The sequence below is a fragment of the Chitinasiproducens palmae genome (assembly GCF_900095735.1).
Lineage (GTDB): Bacteria > Pseudomonadota > Gammaproteobacteria > Burkholderiales > Burkholderiaceae > Chitinasiproducens > Chitinasiproducens palmae.
On sequence record NZ_FNLO01000010.1, the window covers coordinates 1 to 21,090 of the forward strand.

General features: G+C 66.1%; 17 protein-coding genes. 8 read left to right on the forward strand and 9 right to left on the reverse strand.

The window, feature by feature from the left end; genetic code table 11:
- The first annotated feature begins 907 nt into the window (after positions 1-907).
- The gene (hemP, locus tag BLU54_RS15865; RefSeq protein WP_091910917.1) at positions 908-1,168 is read left to right on the forward strand and encodes a hemin uptake protein HemP; all 261 of its coding nucleotides are present in this window, start codon (positions 908-910) and stop codon (positions 1,166-1,168) included.
- A 245-nt stretch (positions 1,169-1,413) separates the two neighbouring features.
- On the opposite strand, the gene BLU54_RS15870 is transcribed toward hemP, so the two are convergent.
- The 4 genes from BLU54_RS15870 to BLU54_RS15885 all read right to left on the reverse strand — a co-directional run bounded on the left by BLU54_RS15870 (position 1,414) and on the right by BLU54_RS15885 (position 4,729).
- Positions 1,414-2,799 (reverse strand): 4Fe-4S binding protein, encoded by a 1,386-nt coding sequence (locus BLU54_RS15870; RefSeq protein WP_091910921.1) that lies wholly within the window; start codon positions 2,797-2,799, stop codon positions 1,414-1,416.
- 5 nt (positions 2,800-2,804) lie between these two features.
- Entirely contained in the window at positions 2,805-3,647 is an 843-nt protein-coding gene (locus BLU54_RS15875) for an FTR1 family iron permease (RefSeq protein WP_091910919.1), read from the reverse strand.
- A gap of 81 nt (positions 3,648-3,728) precedes the next feature.
- Positions 3,729-4,112 (reverse strand): cupredoxin domain-containing protein, encoded by a 384-nt coding sequence (locus tag BLU54_RS15880; RefSeq protein WP_407919433.1) that lies wholly within the window; start codon positions 4,110-4,112, stop codon positions 3,729-3,731.
- A 59-nt stretch (positions 4,113-4,171) separates the two neighbouring features.
- On the reverse strand, positions 4,172-4,729 hold the full coding sequence (locus tag BLU54_RS15885; RefSeq protein ID WP_091910576.1) for an iron transporter: 558 nt from the start codon (positions 4,727-4,729) through the stop codon (positions 4,172-4,174).
- A gap of 21 nt (positions 4,730-4,750) precedes the next feature.
- On the opposite strand from BLU54_RS15885, the gene BLU54_RS15890 reads away from it, so the two are divergent.
- Complete coding sequence (locus BLU54_RS15890) at positions 4,751-5,023, forward strand: hypothetical protein (RefSeq protein WP_139169723.1); 273 nt, start codon at positions 4,751-4,753, stop codon at positions 5,021-5,023.
- Between the two features lie 224 nt (positions 5,024-5,247).
- Here BLU54_RS15890 and uvrB read toward each other — a convergent pair whose 3' ends face one another.
- The gene (uvrB, locus tag BLU54_RS15895) at positions 5,248-7,338 is read right to left on the reverse strand and encodes an excinuclease ABC subunit UvrB (protein ID WP_091910581.1); all 2,091 of its coding nucleotides are present in this window, start codon (positions 7,336-7,338) and stop codon (positions 5,248-5,250) included.
- 96 nt (positions 7,339-7,434) lie between these two features.
- Here uvrB and BLU54_RS15900 point away from each other — a divergent pair, with 96 nt between their 5' ends.
- Together BLU54_RS15900 and BLU54_RS15905 are read left to right on the forward strand one after the other, a co-directional pair.
- The gene (locus tag BLU54_RS15900; protein WP_091910583.1) at positions 7,435-8,637 is read left to right on the forward strand and encodes an amino acid aminotransferase; all 1,203 of its coding nucleotides are present in this window, start codon (positions 7,435-7,437) and stop codon (positions 8,635-8,637) included.
- A gap of 682 nt (positions 8,638-9,319) precedes the next feature.
- A complete protein-coding gene (locus BLU54_RS15905; protein ID WP_091910586.1) occupies positions 9,320-11,362 on the forward strand; it encodes an OPT family oligopeptide transporter in 2,043 nt (680 codons plus the stop codon).
- Positions 11,363-11,966: 604 nt separating this feature from the next.
- Here BLU54_RS15905 and BLU54_RS15910 read toward each other — a convergent pair.
- Complete coding sequence (locus tag BLU54_RS15910) at positions 11,967-12,788, reverse strand: 3-hydroxybutyrate dehydrogenase (RefSeq protein ID WP_091910925.1); 822 nt, start codon at positions 12,786-12,788, stop codon at positions 11,967-11,969.
- 233 nt (positions 12,789-13,021) lie between these two features.
- Complete coding sequence (locus BLU54_RS15915; protein ID WP_091910587.1) at positions 13,022-14,209, reverse strand: ABC transporter substrate-binding protein; 1,188 nt, start codon at positions 14,207-14,209, stop codon at positions 13,022-13,024.
- A gap of 352 nt (positions 14,210-14,561) precedes the next feature.
- On the opposite strand from BLU54_RS15915, the gene BLU54_RS15920 reads away from it, so the two are divergent.
- The 4 genes from BLU54_RS15920 (at position 14,562) to BLU54_RS15935 (ending at position 18,478) form a co-directional block, all read left to right on the forward strand.
- Complete coding sequence (locus tag BLU54_RS15920; RefSeq protein WP_091910589.1) at positions 14,562-15,500, forward strand: IclR family transcriptional regulator; 939 nt, start codon at positions 14,562-14,564, stop codon at positions 15,498-15,500.
- A gap of 346 nt (positions 15,501-15,846) precedes the next feature.
- Complete coding sequence (locus tag BLU54_RS15925) at positions 15,847-16,353, forward strand: universal stress protein (RefSeq protein WP_091910592.1); 507 nt, start codon at positions 15,847-15,849, stop codon at positions 16,351-16,353.
- A gap of 380 nt (positions 16,354-16,733) precedes the next feature.
- Positions 16,734-17,582: a 23S rRNA (adenine(2030)-N(6))-methyltransferase RlmJ gene (locus BLU54_RS15930; protein WP_091910594.1), complete on the forward strand. Its 849-nt coding sequence runs from the start codon at positions 16,734-16,736 to the stop codon at positions 17,580-17,582.
- Positions 17,583-17,668: 86 nt separating this feature from the next.
- Positions 17,669-18,478 (forward strand): hypothetical protein, encoded by an 810-nt coding sequence (locus BLU54_RS15935; RefSeq protein WP_091910596.1) that lies wholly within the window; start codon positions 17,669-17,671, stop codon positions 18,476-18,478.
- A gap of 73 nt (positions 18,479-18,551) precedes the next feature.
- Here the strand turns inward: BLU54_RS15935 and egtD are convergent, their stop codons facing one another.
- Positions 18,552-19,532, reverse strand: coding sequence for an L-histidine N(alpha)-methyltransferase (egtD, locus tag BLU54_RS15940; RefSeq protein ID WP_091910598.1), 981 nt, complete (start codon positions 19,530-19,532; stop codon positions 18,552-18,554).
- 109 nt (positions 19,533-19,641) lie between these two features.
- Entirely contained in the window at positions 19,642-20,967 is a 1,326-nt protein-coding gene (locus BLU54_RS15945) for an SUMF1/EgtB/PvdO family nonheme iron enzyme (protein WP_091910600.1), read from the reverse strand.
- Between the last annotated feature and the right edge of the window lie 123 nt (positions 20,968-21,090).

The following is a 21,090-nucleotide window of genomic DNA, read 5'->3' on the forward strand; positions in this document are numbered from 1 at the left end:
AAGCAGCGTCCAAGGAGCGAAGGGCCTTGCGAAGGGCCTGCCGAAGGGCCTTGCAATCGGCACAGACCGCTGTGTACAGACGCCCCGGGGCTCGACGAACAATGCTGTTCCGCCAGCGTACTGCACAAAAAACGTTGCCAGTATATGCCAAGGTTGCCGGCAGATTCCGCGTCGGGGTGTCGGGGTGTCGGGATGTCGGGATGTCGGGGTGTCGGGGTGTCGGGGTGTCGGGGTGTCGGGGTGTCGGGGTGTCGGGGTGTCGGGGTGTCGGGGTGTCGGGGTGTCGGGGTGTCGGGGTGTCGGAGCGTCGTCGATTGTCCGGCTGTGATGCTGATCCATCGCCGGCACGTCGGACAGGATGCCTCGACGCGCGCCTCGCGGCGGACGACACTGCGGCAAACGACGCTTCAGCGTCGACGCGGTCCTACTGCCCTCCTGCCGCCACTCACGGCTGCGGCGCTCGGACGAGCCATGCGGGCATTGAAGCCCGGCTGATGCGTGGCTGGCGCTCTGCTGCTGCGTGCCCGCCGTCCACGGCGTTCGCAGAGTCCGAGCGTACCGTCAGCAAGAAGTCGGTTCGACCATACACCGACCACGTGCGAACGAAATGGCTCGGCGGTTTCCAGGAGCTACCCCGTGTCGCGCTGGGTCACTGCCAATCAATCAGGCGGGTCAAATCTGCATGCAGTCAGCCAGCCGGCCACGCTTGCACCATCACGGTGGATGCCGTGCGCGTTGAACAATTGCGGCGCGCACTGCCTGTGTTCGGTCCACCTGCGATTTCTGGAAACACACGGGCACACCGGTGCTGACTATCGCGTCATCGCGACGATCCAATATTTCAATTGCTAACGCGAATCATTATCATTTACTATCTGTTCATCGACACGCCACCTGGATGACATCGATGCTCAGCGCCGAACGCAGCACTCAGACTCTCAGCCTCCGCAAGCCCGCCGGCAACGTCCGCGTCGTTGCGGCGAATGGCCGCCCGGTGTTGAGCGCGTCGCGCGTTGCATCGAAGACGGTGTATACGCCGGCACAGGACGACGGCGTCGTCGCCAGCCAGACGTTGTTGGGCGGACGCAAAGTCATGCAGATCGCGCACAACGGCGAGACCTACCAGTTACGCCTTACTCGTCATGGAAAACTGATCCTGACGAAGTAAGCCTCCCGAGTATTGTGGGGACCACCTCTCCAAGAGGTGTTCGGCAGTAGCCAGCCGGTGACCGCACGCAAGCCTAGACCCCTTCCGTGCCATTCCAAGCCGTCACCGCGTCAGCCATGCCATTTTTTTATTCAGAAACGCCGGCGCTCGCAAGAGGCCGGCGTTTCGCTTTCGGGCGTCGAAGCGCGTGAACAGTGCGGTGCACTCGCCGCACCTGGCATCCGGCGGGGCAACTCGGCCCTGTCCTACCAGTGCCAGAACATCAACCACCAGGCCGAGTCCGCGATAGCCAGCGCCAACGCCACGGCCAGCGTGCCGCCTAGCCGACGCGTCCCAGGTGCGTAGCGACCGCTTGCCTGCCACGCCAGCCACAGACTCCACAAATTGGCGACGGTGAGCAGGCCCAGACGCAGGACGGGCGCCCAGCCGAGCCAGAGACCTTCCGGCCGCAGTATCGACAGCGTGGTGGCACTGAGTCCGAGAAAAACGCCGCATCCTGCCGTCGGAATGAGCGTCTGCGCCAGATGGTGCAGGCGCACCGTGCGCCACTGGCCCAGCACGCGTGTGCCGGCGGACAGCGCAAGCAGCAGAGCGGTGCCATAGACGGCGGCCGTCGCAAGCATATAGGAAATCACCAAGCCGCCATCCAGCCAGGTGAACACATCGTTGTGTTCGGGATAATGGGTGAACACGAACCACGGCGCGTTGTCGGCCAGTGGCCACATGATGTCCCGGTCGATCAGCCATGTCGCGATGGCCTGCTTGATCGCCACAAACCACGGACTGGCGCTCCAGTGGAAACCGCCAATGGCGATGCCCATCAAGCCGTAGACGATCAGCACGGTGTCCCATGCATTCGCCCGCTGGTCGCCAACGCGAACGATTTCGTCGGACGGCGAGCGCCAATCCAGCGCGATCGCATCGCGGTGCCCCGCGCAGCGCCCGCACATATGACATTCGGCGTTACCCTGCATATTGCGCAGCGGCACCAGTGGCGCGCAGTTGATCGGTATCACGCGATGGCCATGCTCGCCCTGCGTATAGGAGCGGCGCCAGGCCGCTTCGTCCACCTTGTAGCGGAACGGCGCCAGCCGAGCCAGCAAGCCGAACACGCCATTGACCGGACACAGGTAGCGGCACCAGACGCGCTTCTCACGCCCGTAAACCAGCCCGATCGCGATCGCGGCGACGGTCGAGCCACCCAGCACCACCATCACTGCCTGCGGGTATTGGTACACGCTGACCATCTGCCCGTAAAGCGTGGTCAGCGAGAATGCAACAAACGGCCATCCGCCCCAGCGCATCCAGCGTGGAATCGCCTTGCCCAGCCCGTGGCGGCTGGCGAATTCGGTCAGCGTGCCCTCCGGACATAGCACGCCGCACCATACCCGCCCCATCATGACCATCGACAGCAGGACGAACGGCCACCAGATCCCCCAGAACACGAACTGGGCGAACACCGTCAGGTTGTTCAGGATGCGGGCGGCATCACCGGGCAGCGGCAGCAGCACTGGCACGATGATCAGAAACGCGTATGCGCAGACGACGACCCACTGGACGCCGCGAATGGCGGCGGCGTGACGTTGCATCCAGAGGCCGGCGCGCGCCAATGGCGACGGCCGGGCTTGCATGGCTTTCATGCGTGGCGTTGTTTCGCTTCTGCTGCGGGGCGCGAAGTATAGCGCGCCAGCAGCCAGATGATGGCCCAATAGACAGCGTAGGCCAGCACGTTCATCAACGACGGCAATGCGCGATAGCCGGTGAGGGTAGCCACCAGGGAGCCGACGGTGCTGGCGTCGTCGAGCAGCCACGAGGTGTCCCACAGCTGGTCGTGCAACGGGGACAGCCATTCCATGCCGATCAACCGGTCCACGCCGGTCTCGAAAAGACCGGCGGCCAGGAACAGCAGCATGATTTCGGTCACGCGGAAGAAGATGCGCCAGGAGAAGAACTTCCCGCCGAGCTGCAGGACGAAGAAGGTCAGCAACGCGAGCACGAAGCCGATTGCAACCGCGCCAAGCATGCCGGCGCTGACGTTGCCGGACTGACCGAAGCCCAGGCCGTACAGGAAGATCACGGTTTCGCTGCCCTCGCGCGCAATCGCCAGCGCAACGAGCAGGGTCACGCCCCACCAACGGGCGGTTTGCGTCGACTGTTCGAGCGACGCTTCCATCTCCCGCTTCATCGTACGGCCGTGGTGTTTCATCCAGAGCACCATCTGGACGATCAGCACGCAGGCGATCATCACCATCGCGAGCTGGAAGTATTCCTGCGATTCGCCGGACAGCATGTCGGTCACGCCAACCAGCGCCGCGCCCAACGCGACGGCCGCAAGCAGACCGAGGGCGACACCGCCCCACAGGTACGGCAGCCCCTTGCGGGCGGTGACATCGCCGTTCTTCAACCACGCGTACAGGATGCCGACCACGAGCAGCGCCTCGACACTCTCGCGCCACACGATGAACATTACCTGACCCATCATTCCTTCCCGGGGCCACGCCCCTGACTCGCGATGCGCGTCAGTCCGCGTCGCATCGCTTCCTAGACCCCGTGATGCCGCCTACTTGGCGACGATCACGCCTTGCGCCGTCTGGTGAAAATCGTCGAAGAACTTGTATTCGCCGGCCTTCAGCGGCGCGATGATCACATACGATTCGACGCCCGGCGCCAGCACCTTTTCCTTGCGCAACTGCAGGCTCTCGAATTCCGCCGCCGACTTGCCGGTGTTCTTCAGGACCACCTTGATGCGCTGACCCGCCGGCACTTCGATACGCGCCGGCGACAGCTTGCCGTCGCCAAGTTCGAGATTGACCGTCACCACATCCGCCGCATGTGCCGAGGTGACCACAGCCACGGCAAGAAGCGATGCGAAAAGCGCCGCCGCGCGCGCGGCAAGAAACCCGGCAGCCGCCGGGCGGCGCGACATCTTGAAAAGAACGGACATTTCCTTCTCCCGCCAGGCCCGCACCGGCCCCCGCAACGTGGGTGCCGGTGCGGTCGACATCAGTAGCCGCCCTTCTTGCCCGTGCCGGCAAACGTGAACTCACCGTTGAAGGTAATCGGCTTGAACCACGGACCCACGCCGGTTTCCTTATCGACGTGACGGCCGAATGCGTCGTGGCCGGTCTGCTTCGGCGGCGAGATCAGCAGCGTCAGCGAATACTTGCCCGGACCGTCGAGCTTCACGTTGTCACCATAGTGTGGCCCGTCGTTGGCGACCATCGCCATCATGTCGCCCTCGATGACCTTGTTGCTGCCCTTCTTCTGCAGCTTGTAGTGCACCTGCAGATACGGCACCCAGGCATCGTCGGCGAAACCCGTCGGGTTGTTGGCGCGCGCCTTGATGTCCGCTTCCAGATGGATGTCCGACTCCGAGGCCTTGCGCATCATGCCTTCCGGATCCATCGTGATCGGCTGCAGGTAAACGGCAGCGATTTCCATCGCCTGCGTGTTCAGCGGCTTGCCGATCGGATATTCGGCCGCTTGCGCGGATGCGGCGAGGCCAGCCACGCCGAGTGTCAGGCCTGCCAGTGCGGCAGCGAAGCGAAACGAAGCAGCCATCCCCGAGATTCTCCAAAAGCAGTGAAAAAACGCATTATTTCGCGGATTCCGAGCAACAATGCGAACAATTCTCAATCCGATGCGAAGTTTATCACTAATCGTTCTATGCCATCACGCGGCTGCTTGACGCTGTTCCGACTGGCGCGATGGCCGGTCTGGTATCGGACGCAAGCGCCGATGGCGACCACCTACGGCTGCGCGCCGGTCATGCGCACCAGCGCTTGCACAGGTGCCGAAGGCGCCACTCTGCTGATCATGCGGTGCCGCACCGAGATGCTTTGTCGCCGTTCCTGACACCGCCCGCTCCAGACACGTCGCCGCATTGCCGGGCAACCTGCCAGGGACATCGTGTTGCGGATCGGGCCGGGCGGGTTGCGACCGGGTCGCAACCCGCTCGCAAACAAGCCCACGAACGGGCCATGCACCGGACGCGAACGGGGGCCGCCAACGGACCCTCGGTGCGTCGCGCAGGAGCGCGCGGACGTACCCGACGCAACGTCGCGCTCGGGCGCCACGGCTCAGGCAGCGCCGCTCAGATGGTCGCCGACGTTGGCGCCGAACACGCGTTCGCGCAGCTTGGCCAACGAATCGCGCGCGGCAGCGGCCTTTTCGAACTCGAGGTTGCGGGCGTAGTCATGCATCTGCTTCTCCAGCTGCTTGATTTCTCGCGCGAGCTGCTTCTCGCTCATGTCCTCGTAGCGAGCCTTTTCCTTCGCGGCCTTGGGGCCCGCCTTGGCCTCGTCGGCGTCGTACACGCCATCGATGATGTCCTTGATGCGCTTGACGACGCCCGCCGGCACGATGCCGTGCGCCGCGTTGTGCGCTTCCTGCTTGGCCCGGCGGCGCTCCGTCTCGTCGATCGCCTTGTGCATCGAATCGGTGACGCGGTCCGCGTACAGGATCGCGCGGCCGTTCACGTTGCGGGCCGCCCGGCCGATGGTCTGGATCAGCGAACGCTCGGCGCGCAGGAAACCCTCCTTGTCCGCGTCCAGGATCGCCACGAGCGACACCTCGGGAATGTCCAGGCCCTCGCGCAGCAGGTTGATGCCGACCACGACGTCGAAAGTGCCCAAGCGCAGGTCGCGAATGATCTCGACCCGTTCGACCGTCTCGATATCGCTGTGCAGGTAGCGGACCTTGACGCCGTGGTCGGACAGGAATTCGGTCAACTGCTCGGCCATGCGCTTGGTCAGCACCGTTACCAGTACCCGCTCGTTGCGAGACACGCGCAGGTTGATCTCGCTCAGTACGTCGTCCACCTGGCTGCTGGCCGGCCGCACCTCGACGATCGGATCCACCAGGCCAGTCGGCCGCACCACCTGCTCGACGATCGCCCCTTCGGACCGGCGCCGCTCGTACTCGCCCGGCGTCGCCGACACGAAGACCGCCTGACGCATCTTGCGCTCGAATTCCTCGAACCGAAGCGGCCGATTGTCCAGCGCAGACGGCAGGCGGAAGCCGTAGTCGACCAGGTTTTCCTTCCGGGCCCGGTCGCCGTTGTACATGCCGTTGAGCTGGCCGATCAGGACGTGCGACTCGTCGAGGAACATCAGCGCATCGTTCGGCAGGTAGTCCACCAGCGTCGGCGGCGGTTCGCCGGGCGCGGCGCCCGAGAAGTGCCGCGAGTAGTTCTCGATGCCCTTCGTGAAGCCCAGCTCCTGGAGCATTTCGATGTCGAAGCGGGTGCGCTGTTCGAGGCGTTGCGCTTCGACCAGACGGCCTTCCTGATAGAAGAACTCGAGCCGCTCCCGCAGCTCCGGCTTGATGGTCTCGATTGCGCGCAACACGGTGTCGCGCGGCGTCACATAGTGCGACGACGGGTAGACGGTGAAGCGCGGAATCTTCTGGCGAACGCGTCCGGTCAGCGGGTCGAACAGTTGAAGCGAATCGATCTGGTCGTCGAACAGTTCAATCCGAACCGCCATTTCGGCGTGCTCGGCGGGGAAAACGTCGATCGTGTCGCCGCGTACGCGGAAACAGCCGCGTCCGAAATCCGTTTCGTTGCGGTTGTACTGCATCGCAATGAGGCGGGCGATGACGTCGCGCTGCCCCATCTTGTCGCCGGTCCGCAGCGTCAAGATCATCCGGTGGTATTCGCTGGGATTGCCGATACCGTAGATCGCCGACACGGTCGCGACGATGATCACGTCGCGACGCTCCAGCAGGCTCTTGGTCGCGGACAGTCGCATCTGCTCGATGTGCTCGTTGATCGACGAGTCCTTCTCGATGAACAGGTCGCGCTGCGGCACGTACGCTTCCGGCTGGTAGTAGTCGTAGTACGAGACGAAGTACTCGACGGCGTTGCGCGGGAAGAAATCCCGGAATTCGGAATAGAGCTGCGCCGCCAGCGTCTTGTTGGGTGCGAACACGATCGCAGGCCGACCCAGCCGGGCAATCGTATTGGCCATCGTGTAGGTCTTGCCGGAGCCCGTCACGCCGAGCAAGGTCTGGAAGGCAAGACCGTCGTGCACGTTCTCGACCAGTTGCGCGATCGCCGTCGGCTGGTCGCCAGCCGGCGGATAAGCCTGGTAAAGCTGGTACGGCGAATCCTCGAACGTGATGAACTTCGATTCGTCGAGATCGCTGCTAACTTCCCGTAAGTCGGTCATTTGTCTAAAATAATCAGCTTGGTCTCGGCCGCCGGACCGAATCGACCATTCTATTCTTTTCGAGGAAACCCGGTTTTCCCGCCGCAAAACACTCCCATGAGCGTCTTTTCCGCTGTCGAACTCGCGCCCCGCGACCCCATCCTTGGCCTGAATGAGGCATATGCTGCCGATCGCCGCGAAACCAAGGTCAATCTGGGCGTGGGTGTGTACACCGACGATCAGGGCAGGATTCCGCTGCTGCGCTCGGTCGCCGAGGCTGAGCAGGCACGTGTCGCCGCGCGTGCCGCGCGGGGCTATCTGCCGATCGACGGCATTGCCGCCTACGATGCCGCCGTGCAGAAACTGCTGTTCGGCGCCGACTCGGCGTTGGTTGCGGAAGGTCGGGCGGTCACCGTCCAGGCGCTGGGCGGCACCGGCGCGCTGAAGCTGGGCGCGGACTTCCTCAAGCGGCTCGATCCGTCGGCCCATGTCGCAATCAGCGACCCGAGCTGGGAAAACCACCGCGCGCTGTTCGAAGCCGCGGGCTTCGCAGTCGACACCTATCGCTACTACGATGCCGCCAGTCATGGCGTCGACTTCGCCGGCATGCTGGCGGACCTGCGCGGCTACGCGGCCGGCACGGTCGTGGTCCTGCATGCGTGCTGCCACAACCCGACCGGCGTCGATCTCGACGATGCCCAATGGGCACAGGTGGTCGACGTGCTGCGTGAACGTCAACTGGTGCCCTTCCTCGATATCGCCTACCAGGGCTTTGGCGAGAGCATCGAGGCCGATGCGACCGCCGTGCGTCGCGTTGCCGCGTCCGGCCTGCCGTTCCTGGTCGCCAGCTCTTTCTCGAAATCGTTTTCGCTGTACGGCGAACGCGTCGGTGCGCTGACGCTGGTCACCGCCTCGTCCGACGAAGCCAAGCGCGTGCTTTCGCAGGTCAAGCGCGTGATCCGCACCAACTACTCGAACCCGCCGACCCATGGCGGCACCGTCGTCGCGACCGTCCTCAACGACGCGACGCTGCGCGCCCAGTGGGAAAGCGAGCTGGGCGAAATGCGCGACCGGATCCGCGCCATGCGCGACGGCCTGGTCGAGCGTCTGAAGGCGAACGGCGCGCAAGGCGACTTCGAATTCGTCCGCCAGCAACGCGGCATGTTCTCCTACTCGGGCCTGACCAGCGCTCAGGTCGACCGTCTGCGGGACGAGTTCGGCATCTATGCGGTCTCGACGGGCCGTATCTGCGTGGCAGCACTGCGCAGCAGCAACCTCGACATGGTCGCCAAGGCCATCGCAACGGTCAGCGCCAACTGACCCTGCCGTCCGCCAGCCATGAAGGCGCCTCGTCGCCGCTGGCTTGTTCCCGCGCGAGCCAGCGGGCCGGGGTGCGGTGGCGCCCGGTGCCCCGGGGCACTGTCTCGACCGCAGCGGGCAGGCTACCGCCGCGGCGCCATTGCCATTGTTGAGCAAGGCCGTGCCGACGCCGTGGCGTCTGCGTGGCGTCTGTTGCCCAGTCCTCGGTTCCTGCATCGCGCCTTTTGCGTGCGACGCTTGCTTCGCCGGCACCTGTCGAGGTCGACGCAGTCCGGCCCGGGCGCGCGATCCACGGCGTCACTGGCGCCCGCCACTCGCGGCCACGTGCCGCCGCCTGTATGGCTCAAGTTCCGATCCGCGGTCCTGCCGCCGCTGCGGCTTGGCACAATGGCGGGACCTCGGGCGCGGGCTGGCTTCAGCTTTCAGCCCGCTTCGCCGTCGCCTTGATCCCGTCCCGATCCGGTCCCGATCCCGTCCCGATCCGGTCCCGATCCGGTCCGGCTCCCGTTTGGTCACGTTTGGTCACGTCTTGACGCCACTTCGATGCCACCGCAGCCTGCATCGGGCCGTCTCCATCTGCATCAACGACCGCGCCATCGGCCGGTTGACCGGGCTTTCCCAGGTGTCTGCCGCGTCCACCTGCGGCTAAGATGCCGGCCTGGCATTCCCTACGAGTTCTAGCATGTCTTCCATTCCACGCTCGCCCGATGCCGCGCTGACCGAGTTCACGCTGCGCGGCGTCCTGCTGGGCGCCATCCTGACCGCGGTCTTCACCGCGTCGAACGTCTACCTGGGCCTGAAGGTCGGCCTGACGTTCTCGTCGGCCATTCCGGCCGCAGTGATCTCGATGGCAGTCCTGCGCGCACTGCGCGGTTCGACCATTCTCGAGAACAATATGGTGCAGACGCAGGCGTCCGCTGCCGGCACGCTCTCGTCCATCATCTTCGTCCTGCCCGGACTGGTGATGATCGGCGTCTGGCAGGGTTTCCCGGTCATCGAGACGATGGGGCTCTGCGCGATCGGCGGCATGCTGGGCGTCGTCTTCACGATTCCGCTGCGCCACGCGATGGTCGTCGAATCGAGCCTGCCCTATCCCGAAGGCATTGCAGCGGCGGAAGTGCTGCGCGTCGGCAGCGAAGCACGCGAAGATGGCCAGGCGGACGGGGCCGCCGGCAGCGGCGTGCGAGATATCGCCGCCGGGGGCATCCTTGCCGCCGCGGTAAGCCTCGCGTCCGGCGGCCTGCGCCTGCTGGCCGACGGCGCGAGCGCCTGGTTCGCGCTTGGCGCCGCCACCTTCCGCCTGCCGATGGGTTTCTCACTGGCGCTGATGGGCGCCGGTTACCTGATCGGCATTGCCGGCGGCCTCGCCATGCTGCTTGGCGTGATCATCGCCTGGGGCGTGGCCGTGCCCTGGCTATCGGCCGTCAGCCCCAACCCCGAGCATCTGTCCCTCAGCGCCTTCGCGACCAGCCTGTGGAGCCGCGACGTGCGCTTCATCGGCGCCGGCATGATCGGCATCGCGTCGCTTTGGACGCTTGCCATGCTCGTCAAGCCGGTGGCTGGCGGCATCGTGAAAGTGCTCCGCAGCCGTCCGCACCTCGGCGGCACCGTGGCCCGCACCGACCAGGACCTTTCGCCGCGCGCGATTGCGGCCATCACCGGGGTGCTGCTCGTCCTGCTGACCGCGCTCCTCGTCGTCTTCGTCGAGCGCGACGTCAACATCGCGGGACTGACCTGGCCACTGGTGGTATGCGGCGTCGTGTTCACTTTCGTGTTCGGTTTCCTGATCGCCGCTGCCTGCGGCTATATGGCAGGCCTGGTCGGGTCGTCATCGAGTCCGATTTCGGGCATCGGCATCGTCGCGGTGATTCTCGTCTCCGCCTTGCTGCTGCTGATCGGACGGTTCACCGGACTGCTCGACGCGGCCGACGGCGTAAAGACCGCGACCGCGTTCGCGCTGTTCACCACGTCGGCCGTGATCGCCGTCGCGACGATCTCGAATGACAACCTGCAGGACCTGAAGACAGGCTGGCTGGTCGGCGCGACGCCATGGCGCCAGCAGGTCGCCTTGCTGATCGGCTGCGTCGTCGGCGCCGCAACGATTCCGCCGACGCTCGAACTGCTCTACCGCGCATACGGCTTCACCGGCGCGCTGCCGCGTGCAGGCATGGATCCGTCGCAGGTACTCGCGGCACCGCAGGCCACCTTGATGACGACGATCGCGGACGGTATCTTCAGCCACCGTCTCAACTGGTCGATGCTGGGCGTCGGCGTTGTGCTCGGCGTCGCGTTAATCGTGCTGGACACCCTGCTGCGCCGGCTGCATCCGCGCGCCACGCTGCCCGTGCTGGCAGTCGGCATCGGCATTTACCTGCCGCCGACGATCGCGACGCCACTCGTGGTCGGCGCGTTGATCGCCTACGGGCTGTCGCGCGTGCTGCGCCGTGAGGCGGCCACGTCGCAGCGCGGCGCGGTCGACGAGACCGAGCTGGTCCGCGAGGTTGAAGCGCGCAACCGGCGCGGTGTGTTGTTCTGCTCGGGTTTGATCGTCGGCGAAAGCCTGATGGGCGTGGCGTTGGCGGCCGTGATCGGCTTTACAGGCAAGGATGCGCCGCTCGCGTTGGTTGGAGATGGCTTTGCGTCCACAGCGCAGTGGCTTGGCCTGCTGGTCTTCGCCGCCACCGGGTGGCTGCTCTGGCGACGCGTGGCGCAGACACCGCGCTGAGATAACGGTTCGACCAGCGGGCCGTTAAACCAGCGGGGCACGCGTGCCGTGCCTCGCGCCCCTGCGCGAAAGCCACGGCCGAGCGCGATCTCCGTCCGGCTCGCTGCGAAGCAGCAAGGCGGCGAATGCGCGATGCGGCCCGGGGCCGCAGGAATGCAAGCCGAACGCAGCTCAAATGTTGCCGCCGGGCTGCCCGCCGGCAGCCCGGCGGCGGCTCAGCGGCATGCACGACGCGGCGAGAATGCTGAGTCGATGCATTCGACCCGGAAGAAGAGCGTTTCCGGACGGCTCGATCGAGCCTCCTTCATCTTGCCGCTCTGGATCGGTCCGTCTCGGTCGGGCCGGCCCGATCCCGCCACGTTCATCCCGTCTGGCGATCGCGCCGTGACCAGGCGCTGAAGCCGGTGGGGCGGTGAATCCGGTTGGGCGGTTAAGCCGGTTGGGCGGCGATGGCGGCGATGGCGGCGATGGCGGCTCGGACAGCGGCGCGCCGTCGTCGTTCCACTGAAAACCGCTGCGCGCGATGCAGAGCACGGGACGCTGGCCGCTCGACGGAACCGCCGCACATCCGGCCGGATTGCGCGGCGACAGGCGCCACGGCAGTTCAGTGCATATTCCAGCCGTGGCTGACCGTGATGACCTGCCCGGTCAATGCTGCACTCGGGAACGCCGCCAGGAAGCGCACCGTCTCCGCGACATCCTCGGTCGTCGTGAATTCGCCGTCGACCGTGCCGCGCAGCATCACGTTCTTCACGACCTCCTCTTCACTGATGCCGAGCGAGCGCGCCTGCTCGGGAATCTGCTTCTCGACCAGCGCTGTCCGTACGAACCCCGGACACACGACATGCGAGCGCACGCCATGCGCGGCGCCCTCCTTGGCCAGCGTGCGTGAGAGTCCAAGCAAGCCGTGCTTGGCAGTGACATAGGCGGACTTCAACGGCGAAGCCTCGTGCGAGTGGACGGAACCCATGAAGATCACGGTACCGCCCCGCGCTTGACCGTCGGCATCCTTGCGATACATCTGGCGCAACGCCGCCCGCGTGACCAGGAAGGCGCCATCGAGATGGATCGCGAGGATCTTCTTCCAGTCGCCAAGCGAGAACTGATCGATCGGACTGACGATCTGCACGCCCGCATTGTTGATGACGATGTCGACCGGGCCAAACGCCGCCTCGATGTTGCCGAAGCCATCGTCCACCGCACGCTCGTCGGTCACGTCCATTGCGACCGCCATCGCCTGCCCGCCCTTACCACCCCTCCCGCCGATATCGTCGGCGACGCGCTGCGCGCCCGTCAGGTTCATGTCGGCGATGACGACACGCGCACCGGCTTCGGCGAGCGTACGGGCGATCTGTTCGCCGATGCCACTGGCGGCGCCGGTGACGATGGCAACCTTGCCTGATAGGGATGGGTTCGCGGTAGACATGGGACGACTCGACTCCTGGTTGAGGCCGCGACGCACGAGGGCGGCGGCGCGTTTCGTGACCAGACAAGTGTCGTCCCAAACGCGCGCGGACGCAATTCGGCCGAGCAGCCAGGTCGCCGACAGAACCGGCGTTCGCGCGGCCCAGCGGAGCTGGCATCGCGACACGCGTCCAGCCGCGGCTGACCGAAGTCGCAGCGCCCGAACGTCATGCCCGGGCGCCCCCGACGCGACGATCAGTGCCCGCCAGCGCTCACCAGGCGCCAGCGCCCGTTGTCGATCACCACCATCACGCGCGAACGCTGATCCATGCCGACGTGGTCGCTGGCGGTCGTGGTGATGATGCCGGTCGCCGTCGGCAGATTGCGAATCGATTCCAGCTGGTCGCGCAGCGCGGTGCGGAATGCCTGCGTGCCCGGCTTGCCGGCCTTCAACGCGCCGGGAATCGCGCGCTGCAGATAGAGCCCCGCATCCCAGGTATAACCGGCGAAGAGCGACACGCTGCCCGCCCCGTAAGCCTTCTCGTACCGACTGACGAGGTCTTCCGCGATCGGCTTGACCGGATTGTTGGCGGCGAGCTGTGACGCGACGAGCACCGGCCCCGTCGCCACCAGCGCGCCGTTGCAATCTGCGCCGCACACGCGCAGGAAGTCATTGTTGGACACGCCGTGGTTGAAGTACAGCACACCCTTGTAGCCGCGCTCGCGCAGGGCTCGCGCCGGCAGCGCCGCAGGCGTCCCCGAGCCACCGATCACGATCGCGTCGGGCTTCGCGCCCAGCACCTTCAAAGCCTGCGCGGTCGCACTGCTGTCGCCCGGCGCGAATCGCTCGTCGGCAACCACGGTCAGGCCCTTCGCGGCCGCCGCCTTCTTGATCTCGACCGCGAATGCATCGCCGAGCGCATTGTTGAAGCCGATGAAGCCGATCCGCTTCAGTCCCTTCGAGACGGCGTCGGCAACCAGCTGCTCGGCGATGAACGAGTCGTTATGCGGCGTCTTGAAGATCCAGCGTCGCTGCGCGTCCATCGGTTCCACCAGACGGGCCGACGAGGCCAGCGTCACGACCGGCGTCTGACCTTCGCTTGCGGGTTGAATCATTGCCAGCGTGTTCGGCGTGGTGGTCGAACCGATGATCGCGTCGACGTGGTCCTCGCTGATCAGCTTCTTCGTGTTGGTGACCGCTCGGTTCGTGTCCGAAGCGTCGTCGAGGACGATGTATTCGACGCTCTGTCCCGCGATGGTGCGCGGCAACAGCGTGATCGCGTTCTTTTCCGGGATGCCGAGACTGGCTTGCGGCCCCGTCGACGACACCGTCACCCCGATCTTGATTTGCGCCCAGGCGGCCGGTGCGCCGCCAATGGCGAACAGCGCCGCGGCAACCGCCACCGCCTTCAATGCCTTGTGCTTCCCCGTGATGCTGCTCATCCCTGTCTCCTCCAGTACGTACGGATATTGTTGTGGCGCTGGCCAGCGTGGCGAGTGGCAAGGACGGGGAATGCCCGCGTTGCGTCTCTCCACGCGTTACGCGTATCGTATTGCGTAACGTCTTGCGCTTCGATCAGGGAATGCCCGCGGCATCGGCTGCTGCGCTCTAGTCGGCGCTCGCTCGTCCGAGGTTGTCTGGAAGCGGAGACCTTGCGGCTCGAAGCTTCGTTTGGGGGGCCAGCCGCCATGACGCCGCGCCGCTGGCAGAGCCACGGCCGTCGCGCAGCCGAAGGCATGGACGCCGGAGAAGACGCACTGGGCAGCCTGCGCAATAACCAAAAGGACCTTCCGAATGGCAGATGCGAAGACGAAGGCAGACAATCGCGGCACCACAATAAACGGCGTTGATGCCGATCGGCCGCACGAGGCCGACGCCCGCCAGCGCACCGGCCACGCCGGCAATCGAAACGGCGTGGCGCCGCCGCGTGCTGAACCATTCCCGGTCGCCGACGCGAACGGCCGGGCGGCACGAGCGCGGCGCGACAGCGACGGCGGCATCCAGTCGGCGGATACCGCGCTACAGGTCCTGACCGCGCTGGCCGGGCTGCCCGGTGCCCAGGCGGTGTCGGAACTCGGGCGGGCACTCGACATGCCACGCGCGAAGGTCCACCGCTATCTCGTTTCCCTGGAAAGAGCCGGTTACGTCGCCCAGGACCCGGTCTCGGCGCGCTACCGACTTGGCCCGCAAGCCTTGCGCACCGGCCTTGCGGCGTTGGCGGAGGTCGATTTTGTCGCCCTCGCCGCCGCGCAGCTCGACAGCGTGCGCGCCGCTGTCGGCGAAACCGTCTTCGTCGCGATCTGGGGCGAGCACGGGCCGACGATTGTTCTTTGGCGCGACGCGCCGCGTCCGGTCACCGTGAACGTCCGTGTCGGCTCGACCCTGCCCTTGCGCTACAGTGCAACGGGGCGGGTGTTCGCATGCTGGTGGCCGGCGGCCGAGGAAATGCATGGGGCCGCGGCAAACGCTCCGGACGGCGACCGGAGCTGGCCTCAGGAGCGGCGCGACACCATCGAGCGCGGCTACGCACTGATTCGAGGCGGTTTGGTGCCAGGCATCGACGCCGCGTCCTTTCCCGTCTTCGATGCGCAGGGCGCATTGGCCGGCGCCCTCACCACGCTTGGACTCGCCGGCCAGATCGCCCTGGGGGCGGACGGCCCCCTGATTCGGACACTGGACGAAACTGCTCGATACTGGTCGAGCCAGCTTGGGCACCGCATCGATCGGCGCTGAAAACAGCACGACAGGAGAACCGACTGGCGACGTGGGCTCGCACCACGCGTCGAACAGAGCGTCATCGCGCCGGCTGGTCTGCTGTCGACGCCCGCCGCCCTGTCGCGTCTTGTCGCGTCTTGTCGCGTCTGGTTGCGTCCTGTTGCCCCGCATTGGCTCGTCCGGCCCCGTCGCCACGCAGGGCCATGCTGTCGAAACGAGGGATAGTTGGTTTATCCTGACGGAGGTCAACGACCATGCCGGCCAGCGATGGCAGCATGGTCTACATCGTGCCGCAGCGTGCCGAAGCATGTGGTGCGCATGCCGGCATGCCGCGGCATAACCAGCAACGGATAGGAGAAAACGCATGTACAGCAAGATTCTCGTCGCCGTCGACGGCAGTTCGACCTCGCAGCGCGCCCTGGACGAAGCACTGAAACTGGCTTCTGGCGGCCAGTGCGCAGTCCGCGCACTCTACGTCATCGACAGTCCCGCGATGTTGTTCGGGGTCGGCTTCTACGATCCGTCGAGTCTGAAGGATGCGTTCACCGAAGAAGGCAACGTCGTGACGCGGGCCGCACAGCAGCGTTTCGCCGAAGCGGGCGTGGCGGGCGACACCCTGATCGTCGACGCGCAGGAAGTCGGCAACGACGTGGTGGGCGCGATCAGCAGCGCCGCCACGCAATGGGGCGCCGACCTGGTGGTGCTCGGCACCCATGGCCGGCGCGGCATGCAGCGCGCGCTACTGGGCAGCATCGCGGAAGCCTTTGTTCGCGTCGCCCCGACACCGGTGCTGCTCGTGCGCAGCGAGGAAACGGACGAGGGTGCAACCCGTCCCGCGACTGGGGCGATCCCCGCCGCGCCCGCCGTCTGAGCGGATACACAGCGCCGCACGATTTCGCCGGCGGCTCGTGCGCGGTACGTCGAAGGCGCGCCGGCGAGGCCACGGACTCAGCCACTGCCGTCCGTAAGCCGCAGCGGCGCGGCGACGCGCGGGCGGCATGTCGGCATGCGTGCCGGAGGCGTGGCTGCGGGTTGACGTGGCTGCGTGTAGACGTGACTGCGTGTTGGCGCATGAAGTGGGGCATGAAGAACGCCCGCCGATAACGATTTGTGGCGGTCCGCCCGCCACCCGCGACTCACCGGCCCGTGCGGCCGACCGCATTGCAGTGACGGCAGGCGAGACATGAAGGACGCGCTTGCGCTACCATCCGCGCGGCAGGCGTCCTCGACGCCCGGACCGCACCGATCGCCATGTTCAGTTATCGCCACGCCTTTCACGCCGGCAACCACGCCGACGTCCTCAAACATCTGATCCTCGTCCAGCTTTGCACCTATATGCGGCGCAAGGAGAAGGGATTTTCCTACGTCGACACCCATGCGGGTGCGGGCGTGTACGCGCTGGACCAGGGCTATGCGGCGAAGAGCGGCGAAGCCGGCAGCGGCATCCTGCGCCTATGGGATGCGCCCCGCGCCGGCATGCCGCCCCTCGTCGCCGATTATCTCGATGCGATCGCATCGCTCAACCCGGATGGCCAGCCCCGCTTCTATCCCGGCTCACCCTACCTCGTCTGGCAACTTCTCCGCGAGCAGGACGCGATGCGGCTGTTCGAGTTGCATCCCACCGAAATCGACATCCTGCGCGAGAACTTCGCCAGTGCGCCGCGTCGCATCGTGATCGGCCAGACCGACGGTTTCGACGGCCTGAGAGCGGCGTTGCCCCCGCCGACGCGCCGCGGCGTCACCCTGATCGATCCATCGTACGAAGACAAGAACGACTATCGCAGGACTGTCCAAGCGGTGGTGGAAGGGCTCAAGCGTTTCGCCACCGGCACCATCGCCGTGTGGTATCCGTTGGTCACGCGCGCCGAGGCACGGCGCCTGCCGGCTGAACTCGAGGCGATCCAGCCGGACGGCTGGCTGCACGCGTCGCTCGCGATCAGCGCGCCGCCCAGCGGTCAGGGCCTGTACGGCAGTGCGATGTTCGTAATCAATCCGCCCTATTTCCTGGGCGATACCTTGCGCGCAACCCTGCCCTACCTGGTCGAGCGGCTGGGCGTCGACGGTCAAGCGTCGTTTTCGCTGACCGATCGCACCGTGTAGGATCGTCAGACGTGCCGAACGTCGAAAAGTCCGGTAGCATCGCGCCACGGTCAACACATGTCAGGCAACGGCCCCGGTCACCCTCGATGGCGAATACTTTGAAGACGATCGCACGGCTCGCCGCCTGCGCGGCGTTGGTCTCGTGCGGCGGCGGTGGCAGCGGCGACGATCAGCAGAACAACAATTCCTCGGCGGCGACTGCCTCGACCGAAGGTTTGTGGACCGGCACCATCAAATCGTCGGTAACGAACCGGTCGCAACCGGTCACGTTGATCGCGTTGCCGACCGGCGAAATGCGCCTGCTCTCGTCGAACTGCGTGCAATACATCGCCGCCACCAGCATCAACGCAAGCTTCTTCAGCGGCAGCGGCAACGGCTATGCGCCGGACGGTGGCGTGGCGGCCTGCCCGATCGCTTACACGTTCCCGAGCGGCAGCACAACCGCGACGGTGAACGTCAGCGGACAGGCCGCCACGCGCCAGACGCTCTACGGCAGCTACAGTGCGGGCGGCGATACGGGTACGTTCACGACTACGTACAACGACGCCTATGGCCGCACCGGAACCTTGGCCCGCGTCGCTGGCACGTACAGCAACGGCACCGTGCAGGTGACCATCACGGCGACCGGCTCGCTTACCGGCTTGCTGGGTAGCGAAGAAGCGTTTGGCACGGTCTCGACGATCGACGTGACGAAGAACGCGTACCGCATCGTGCTGAACCAGGGCACGCCGGCGAGCGCCGCCACCTCCTCGGCATCGGCCGTCGCGGCCGACATCGCTGCCTCCTGGAGCGGCGTGGCAACGTTGGTGGACTACTCGTCGTCCACCGATAACGCGCTCGTGGTTAGCCTGAGCAACCAGGAATCGGGCTTCACCGCCACCTTGATTCGTCAGTAAGGCGGGTCTGCACACCCCGAGCCGATCGGGAGCAGACCCGAAGCACACCGCGCGCACGCCATGCGCCCAGTTCTCACCGGGCCACGAACAGCGTTTCGGCGAACGGCCAACGCTGGTCCTCCCAGCTCGCTAGGCGGCCGAAACCGGCCTCTGCGCCCAGCCGGGCCACGTCGTCGCTGCGGTACTTGTGGCTGCTCTCGGTCCAGATCGTCTCGTCGGCCTCGAAATGCACGGTGAGGTCCGCAGCCGCGACGCGCACCGTCTGCCGGCACAGCGACCGCAGATGCATTTCAATGCGGCCCGCCGCGGCGTCGAAGCGCGCTTCGTGGCGAAAGCGTCGCAGGTCGAAATCGCCGCCCAGTTCGCGGTTGATGCGCGCCAACAGATTCATGTCGAAGGCAGCCGTCACACCGGCCGGGTCGTCGTAGGCGTCGATCAGGGTTGCCACCGGCTTCAACAAGTCGGTGCCCAGCAGCAGCAGGTCGCCCTCGCTCAACGTGGCGCGCACCGTTTGCAGGAAAGCCACAGCCTCGTCGCGGCCGAAGTTGCCGATGGTGCTGCCGAGGAACAGCAGCAGCAGCGGCTGTCCCGGTGTCCGCGCCGCGCAGGCGCGGCCCAGCCCCTCGAAGTAGTCGCCCTGCTCCGACACCACGCGCAGCCCGGCGATGTCGGCAAGATTCCGCGCGCATGCTTGCAGCGCCGTCTCCGAAATCTCAATCGGCCGATAGACGGTCGCCACGGTCGGAGCAGCGTCGCGTAGCGCCTGCAGCAGATAGCGCGTCTTCTGCCCGGTGCCGCTGCCCAATTCGACGATATCGCTCGGCGCGGTCGCGCCCAGATGCGCCACCATCGACGCGGCATGCTCGCGCAGCAAGCGCTCCTCCGCCCGCGTCACGCCGTACTCGGGGAGCACAGTGATCACCTCGAAAAGCGCCGACCCGACGGCGTCGTACAGGTATTTCGACGGCAGCGTCTTGCGTGAGGCGGTCAAGCCGGCGCGGACGTCCTCGGCGAAAGACGACAGTTGGGCGATTCTTTCAGCGGGCAGCGCCATGGGTGCCCTCCCGGGGCAATGCGCGACGGACGTCGCATGTGTGGTGGGGGAGACCGCCCGAGAACCGGGCAGTCCGCAGTCGGTACGCCCGTGGGCGCTGGGGCGCTTCTTACGCCGCTTCCACGCAGCGGAAACCGGCGTAGACGTTCTGATAGTGCGGCTGGAACCAGTTGCGGAACGACGGCCGCACCATGCACGCGGCAGTTCGCGACGCCGCCCCCTTCAATACGAAGTGTTGGCCGTCGAAGAAATTCGCCGAGTACCCTTTGTAGAAAGGGAACGGCTCGAAGCCATCGAACGGGCCGAACGCATCGGCAGTCCACTCCCAGCCGTTACCGAACTGACCAAGCACGCCGTGCACGCTCAGTGGCTGGGATGGTGCGTCGACCGCGATCGGATCCCAGCGCCTGAAATCGAAGTTGCCGGTCGTCGGTGCCTCTGCGGTGACCGCGCCCTCCGCCGCCCGCACCCACTGCGCCTCGGTCGGTAGCGCCTTGCCCACGAAGCGGGCATACGCGCTGGCCTCTGCGTGGCTGACGTACACCGGCCAGGACAGCGGCAATGGCATGTCGCCGAACATCCCGGTCAGCCGCCAGCCGTCCGGGGATGGCCGCCAGAAGCCCGGCTTGCTGATGCCAGCCGCCTGCACCCACTGCCAATCGTGCTCGGACCACCAGCGCGGGTCCCGATAGCCGTCGGCCTCGATGAACCGCAGGAAATCGCCATTGCTGACCATGTGCCGCTGAATCGAGAAGCCGGGTACTTCCCGTACGTCGGCGCCGTACTCGTTGTCCCAACCGAACACATCCCGGTCCTTCTCACGGTCCAGGCCAAGCTTGGCCGTACCGGCTGGAATCGGCTGCAGTGCTTGCGCCGGACTGCGCCAGCGGTCCTCGGCTTCGCGCCGCAGACCGGGCGGCACGATCTTGGTCGCAGCCGGCAACTGATGCAGCATGTAGGCGAGGGTTTCCGCATGCATCAGACGGTGCTCGACGGCAACCGACATCAGTTGATCGCGGGCTGCTTGCGACGCGGAGTCGATGGCGGACTTCGCCACCAACGACTCGCTTGCCGGCTCGCGCAATGCGGCCCCGATCGTCCCGCGCACACCGTCGCGGTAGGCCAACACGCGATCCAGCGACGGCCAGTCCTCCGGGACATCCGTGGGCAACCCGCCACCCACCGGATCGATGCCGAACGCGAAAAGCCGGTCCAGCGCCTCGTCGAAGCTACGGCGCTCGACCAGCGTCCCGGCCAGCAGGTTCCAGTCGAAAGCCTCGAGGTGACCTATGTAAAAAATGATGCGGTGGCGCTCCGCGATCGGTCGATCGTACCAATGCGCGCGGTCGACAACGTCGAACAACTGGTCCGTTACCGCACAGGCTTCGTGGTATCGCGCCGCGAGCGGGCGGGCGAGAAAGGCGTCGCGCTTCATGTCTGGATGCGTCCGGGTGGCAATCGCTCGGCAAGATGGCGCTGACAAGCAGACTTCGTGCCGAATTGAGCGTCTGAGCGTCTGAGCGTCTGAGCGTCTGAGCGTCTGAGCGTCTGAGCGTCT

What these genes read in the sequence shown, in the direction of transcription:
- hemP (WP_091910917.1), top strand. Translation starts at nt 908, where the DNA reads ATGCTCAGCGCCGAACGCAGCACTCAGACTCTCAGCCTCCGCAAGCCC.
- BLU54_RS15870 (WP_091910921.1), bottom strand. Translation starts at nt 2,799, where the DNA reads ATGCAAGCCCGGCCGTCGCCATTGGCGCGCGCCGGCCTCTGGATGCAA.
- BLU54_RS15875 (WP_091910919.1), bottom strand. Translation starts at nt 3,647, where the DNA reads ATGGGTCAGGTAATGTTCATCGTGTGGCGCGAGAGTGTCGAGGCGCTG.
- BLU54_RS15880 (WP_407919433.1), bottom strand. Translation starts at nt 4,112, where the DNA reads ATGTCCGTTCTTTTCAAGATGTCGCGCCGCCCGGCGGCTGCCGGGTTT.
- BLU54_RS15885 (WP_091910576.1), bottom strand. Translation starts at nt 4,729, where the DNA reads ATGGCTGCTTCGTTTCGCTTCGCTGCCGCACTGGCAGGCCTGACACTC.
- uvrB (WP_091910581.1), bottom strand. Translation starts at nt 7,338, where the DNA reads ATGACCGACTTACGGGAAGTTAGCAGCGATCTCGACGAATCGAAGTTC.
- BLU54_RS15900 (WP_091910583.1), top strand. Translation starts at nt 7,435, where the DNA reads ATGAGCGTCTTTTCCGCTGTCGAACTCGCGCCCCGCGACCCCATCCTT.
- BLU54_RS15905 (WP_091910586.1), top strand. Translation starts at nt 9,320, where the DNA reads ATGTCTTCCATTCCACGCTCGCCCGATGCCGCGCTGACCGAGTTCACG.
- BLU54_RS15910 (WP_091910925.1), bottom strand. Translation starts at nt 12,788, where the DNA reads ATGTCTACCGCGAACCCATCCCTATCAGGCAAGGTTGCCATCGTCACC.
- BLU54_RS15915 (WP_091910587.1), bottom strand. Translation starts at nt 14,209, where the DNA reads ATGAGCAGCATCACGGGGAAGCACAAGGCATTGAAGGCGGTGGCGGTT.
- BLU54_RS15920 (WP_091910589.1), top strand. Translation starts at nt 14,562, where the DNA reads ATGGCAGATGCGAAGACGAAGGCAGACAATCGCGGCACCACAATAAAC.
- BLU54_RS15925 (WP_091910592.1), top strand. Translation starts at nt 15,847, where the DNA reads ATGTACAGCAAGATTCTCGTCGCCGTCGACGGCAGTTCGACCTCGCAG.
- BLU54_RS15930 (WP_091910594.1), top strand. Translation starts at nt 16,734, where the DNA reads ATGTTCAGTTATCGCCACGCCTTTCACGCCGGCAACCACGCCGACGTC.
- BLU54_RS15935 (WP_091910596.1), top strand. Translation starts at nt 17,669, where the DNA reads ATGGCGAATACTTTGAAGACGATCGCACGGCTCGCCGCCTGCGCGGCG.
- egtD (WP_091910598.1), bottom strand. Translation starts at nt 19,532, where the DNA reads ATGGCGCTGCCCGCTGAAAGAATCGCCCAACTGTCGTCTTTCGCCGAG.
- BLU54_RS15945 (WP_091910600.1), bottom strand. Translation starts at nt 20,967, where the DNA reads ATGAAGCGCGACGCCTTTCTCGCCCGCCCGCTCGCGGCGCGATACCAC.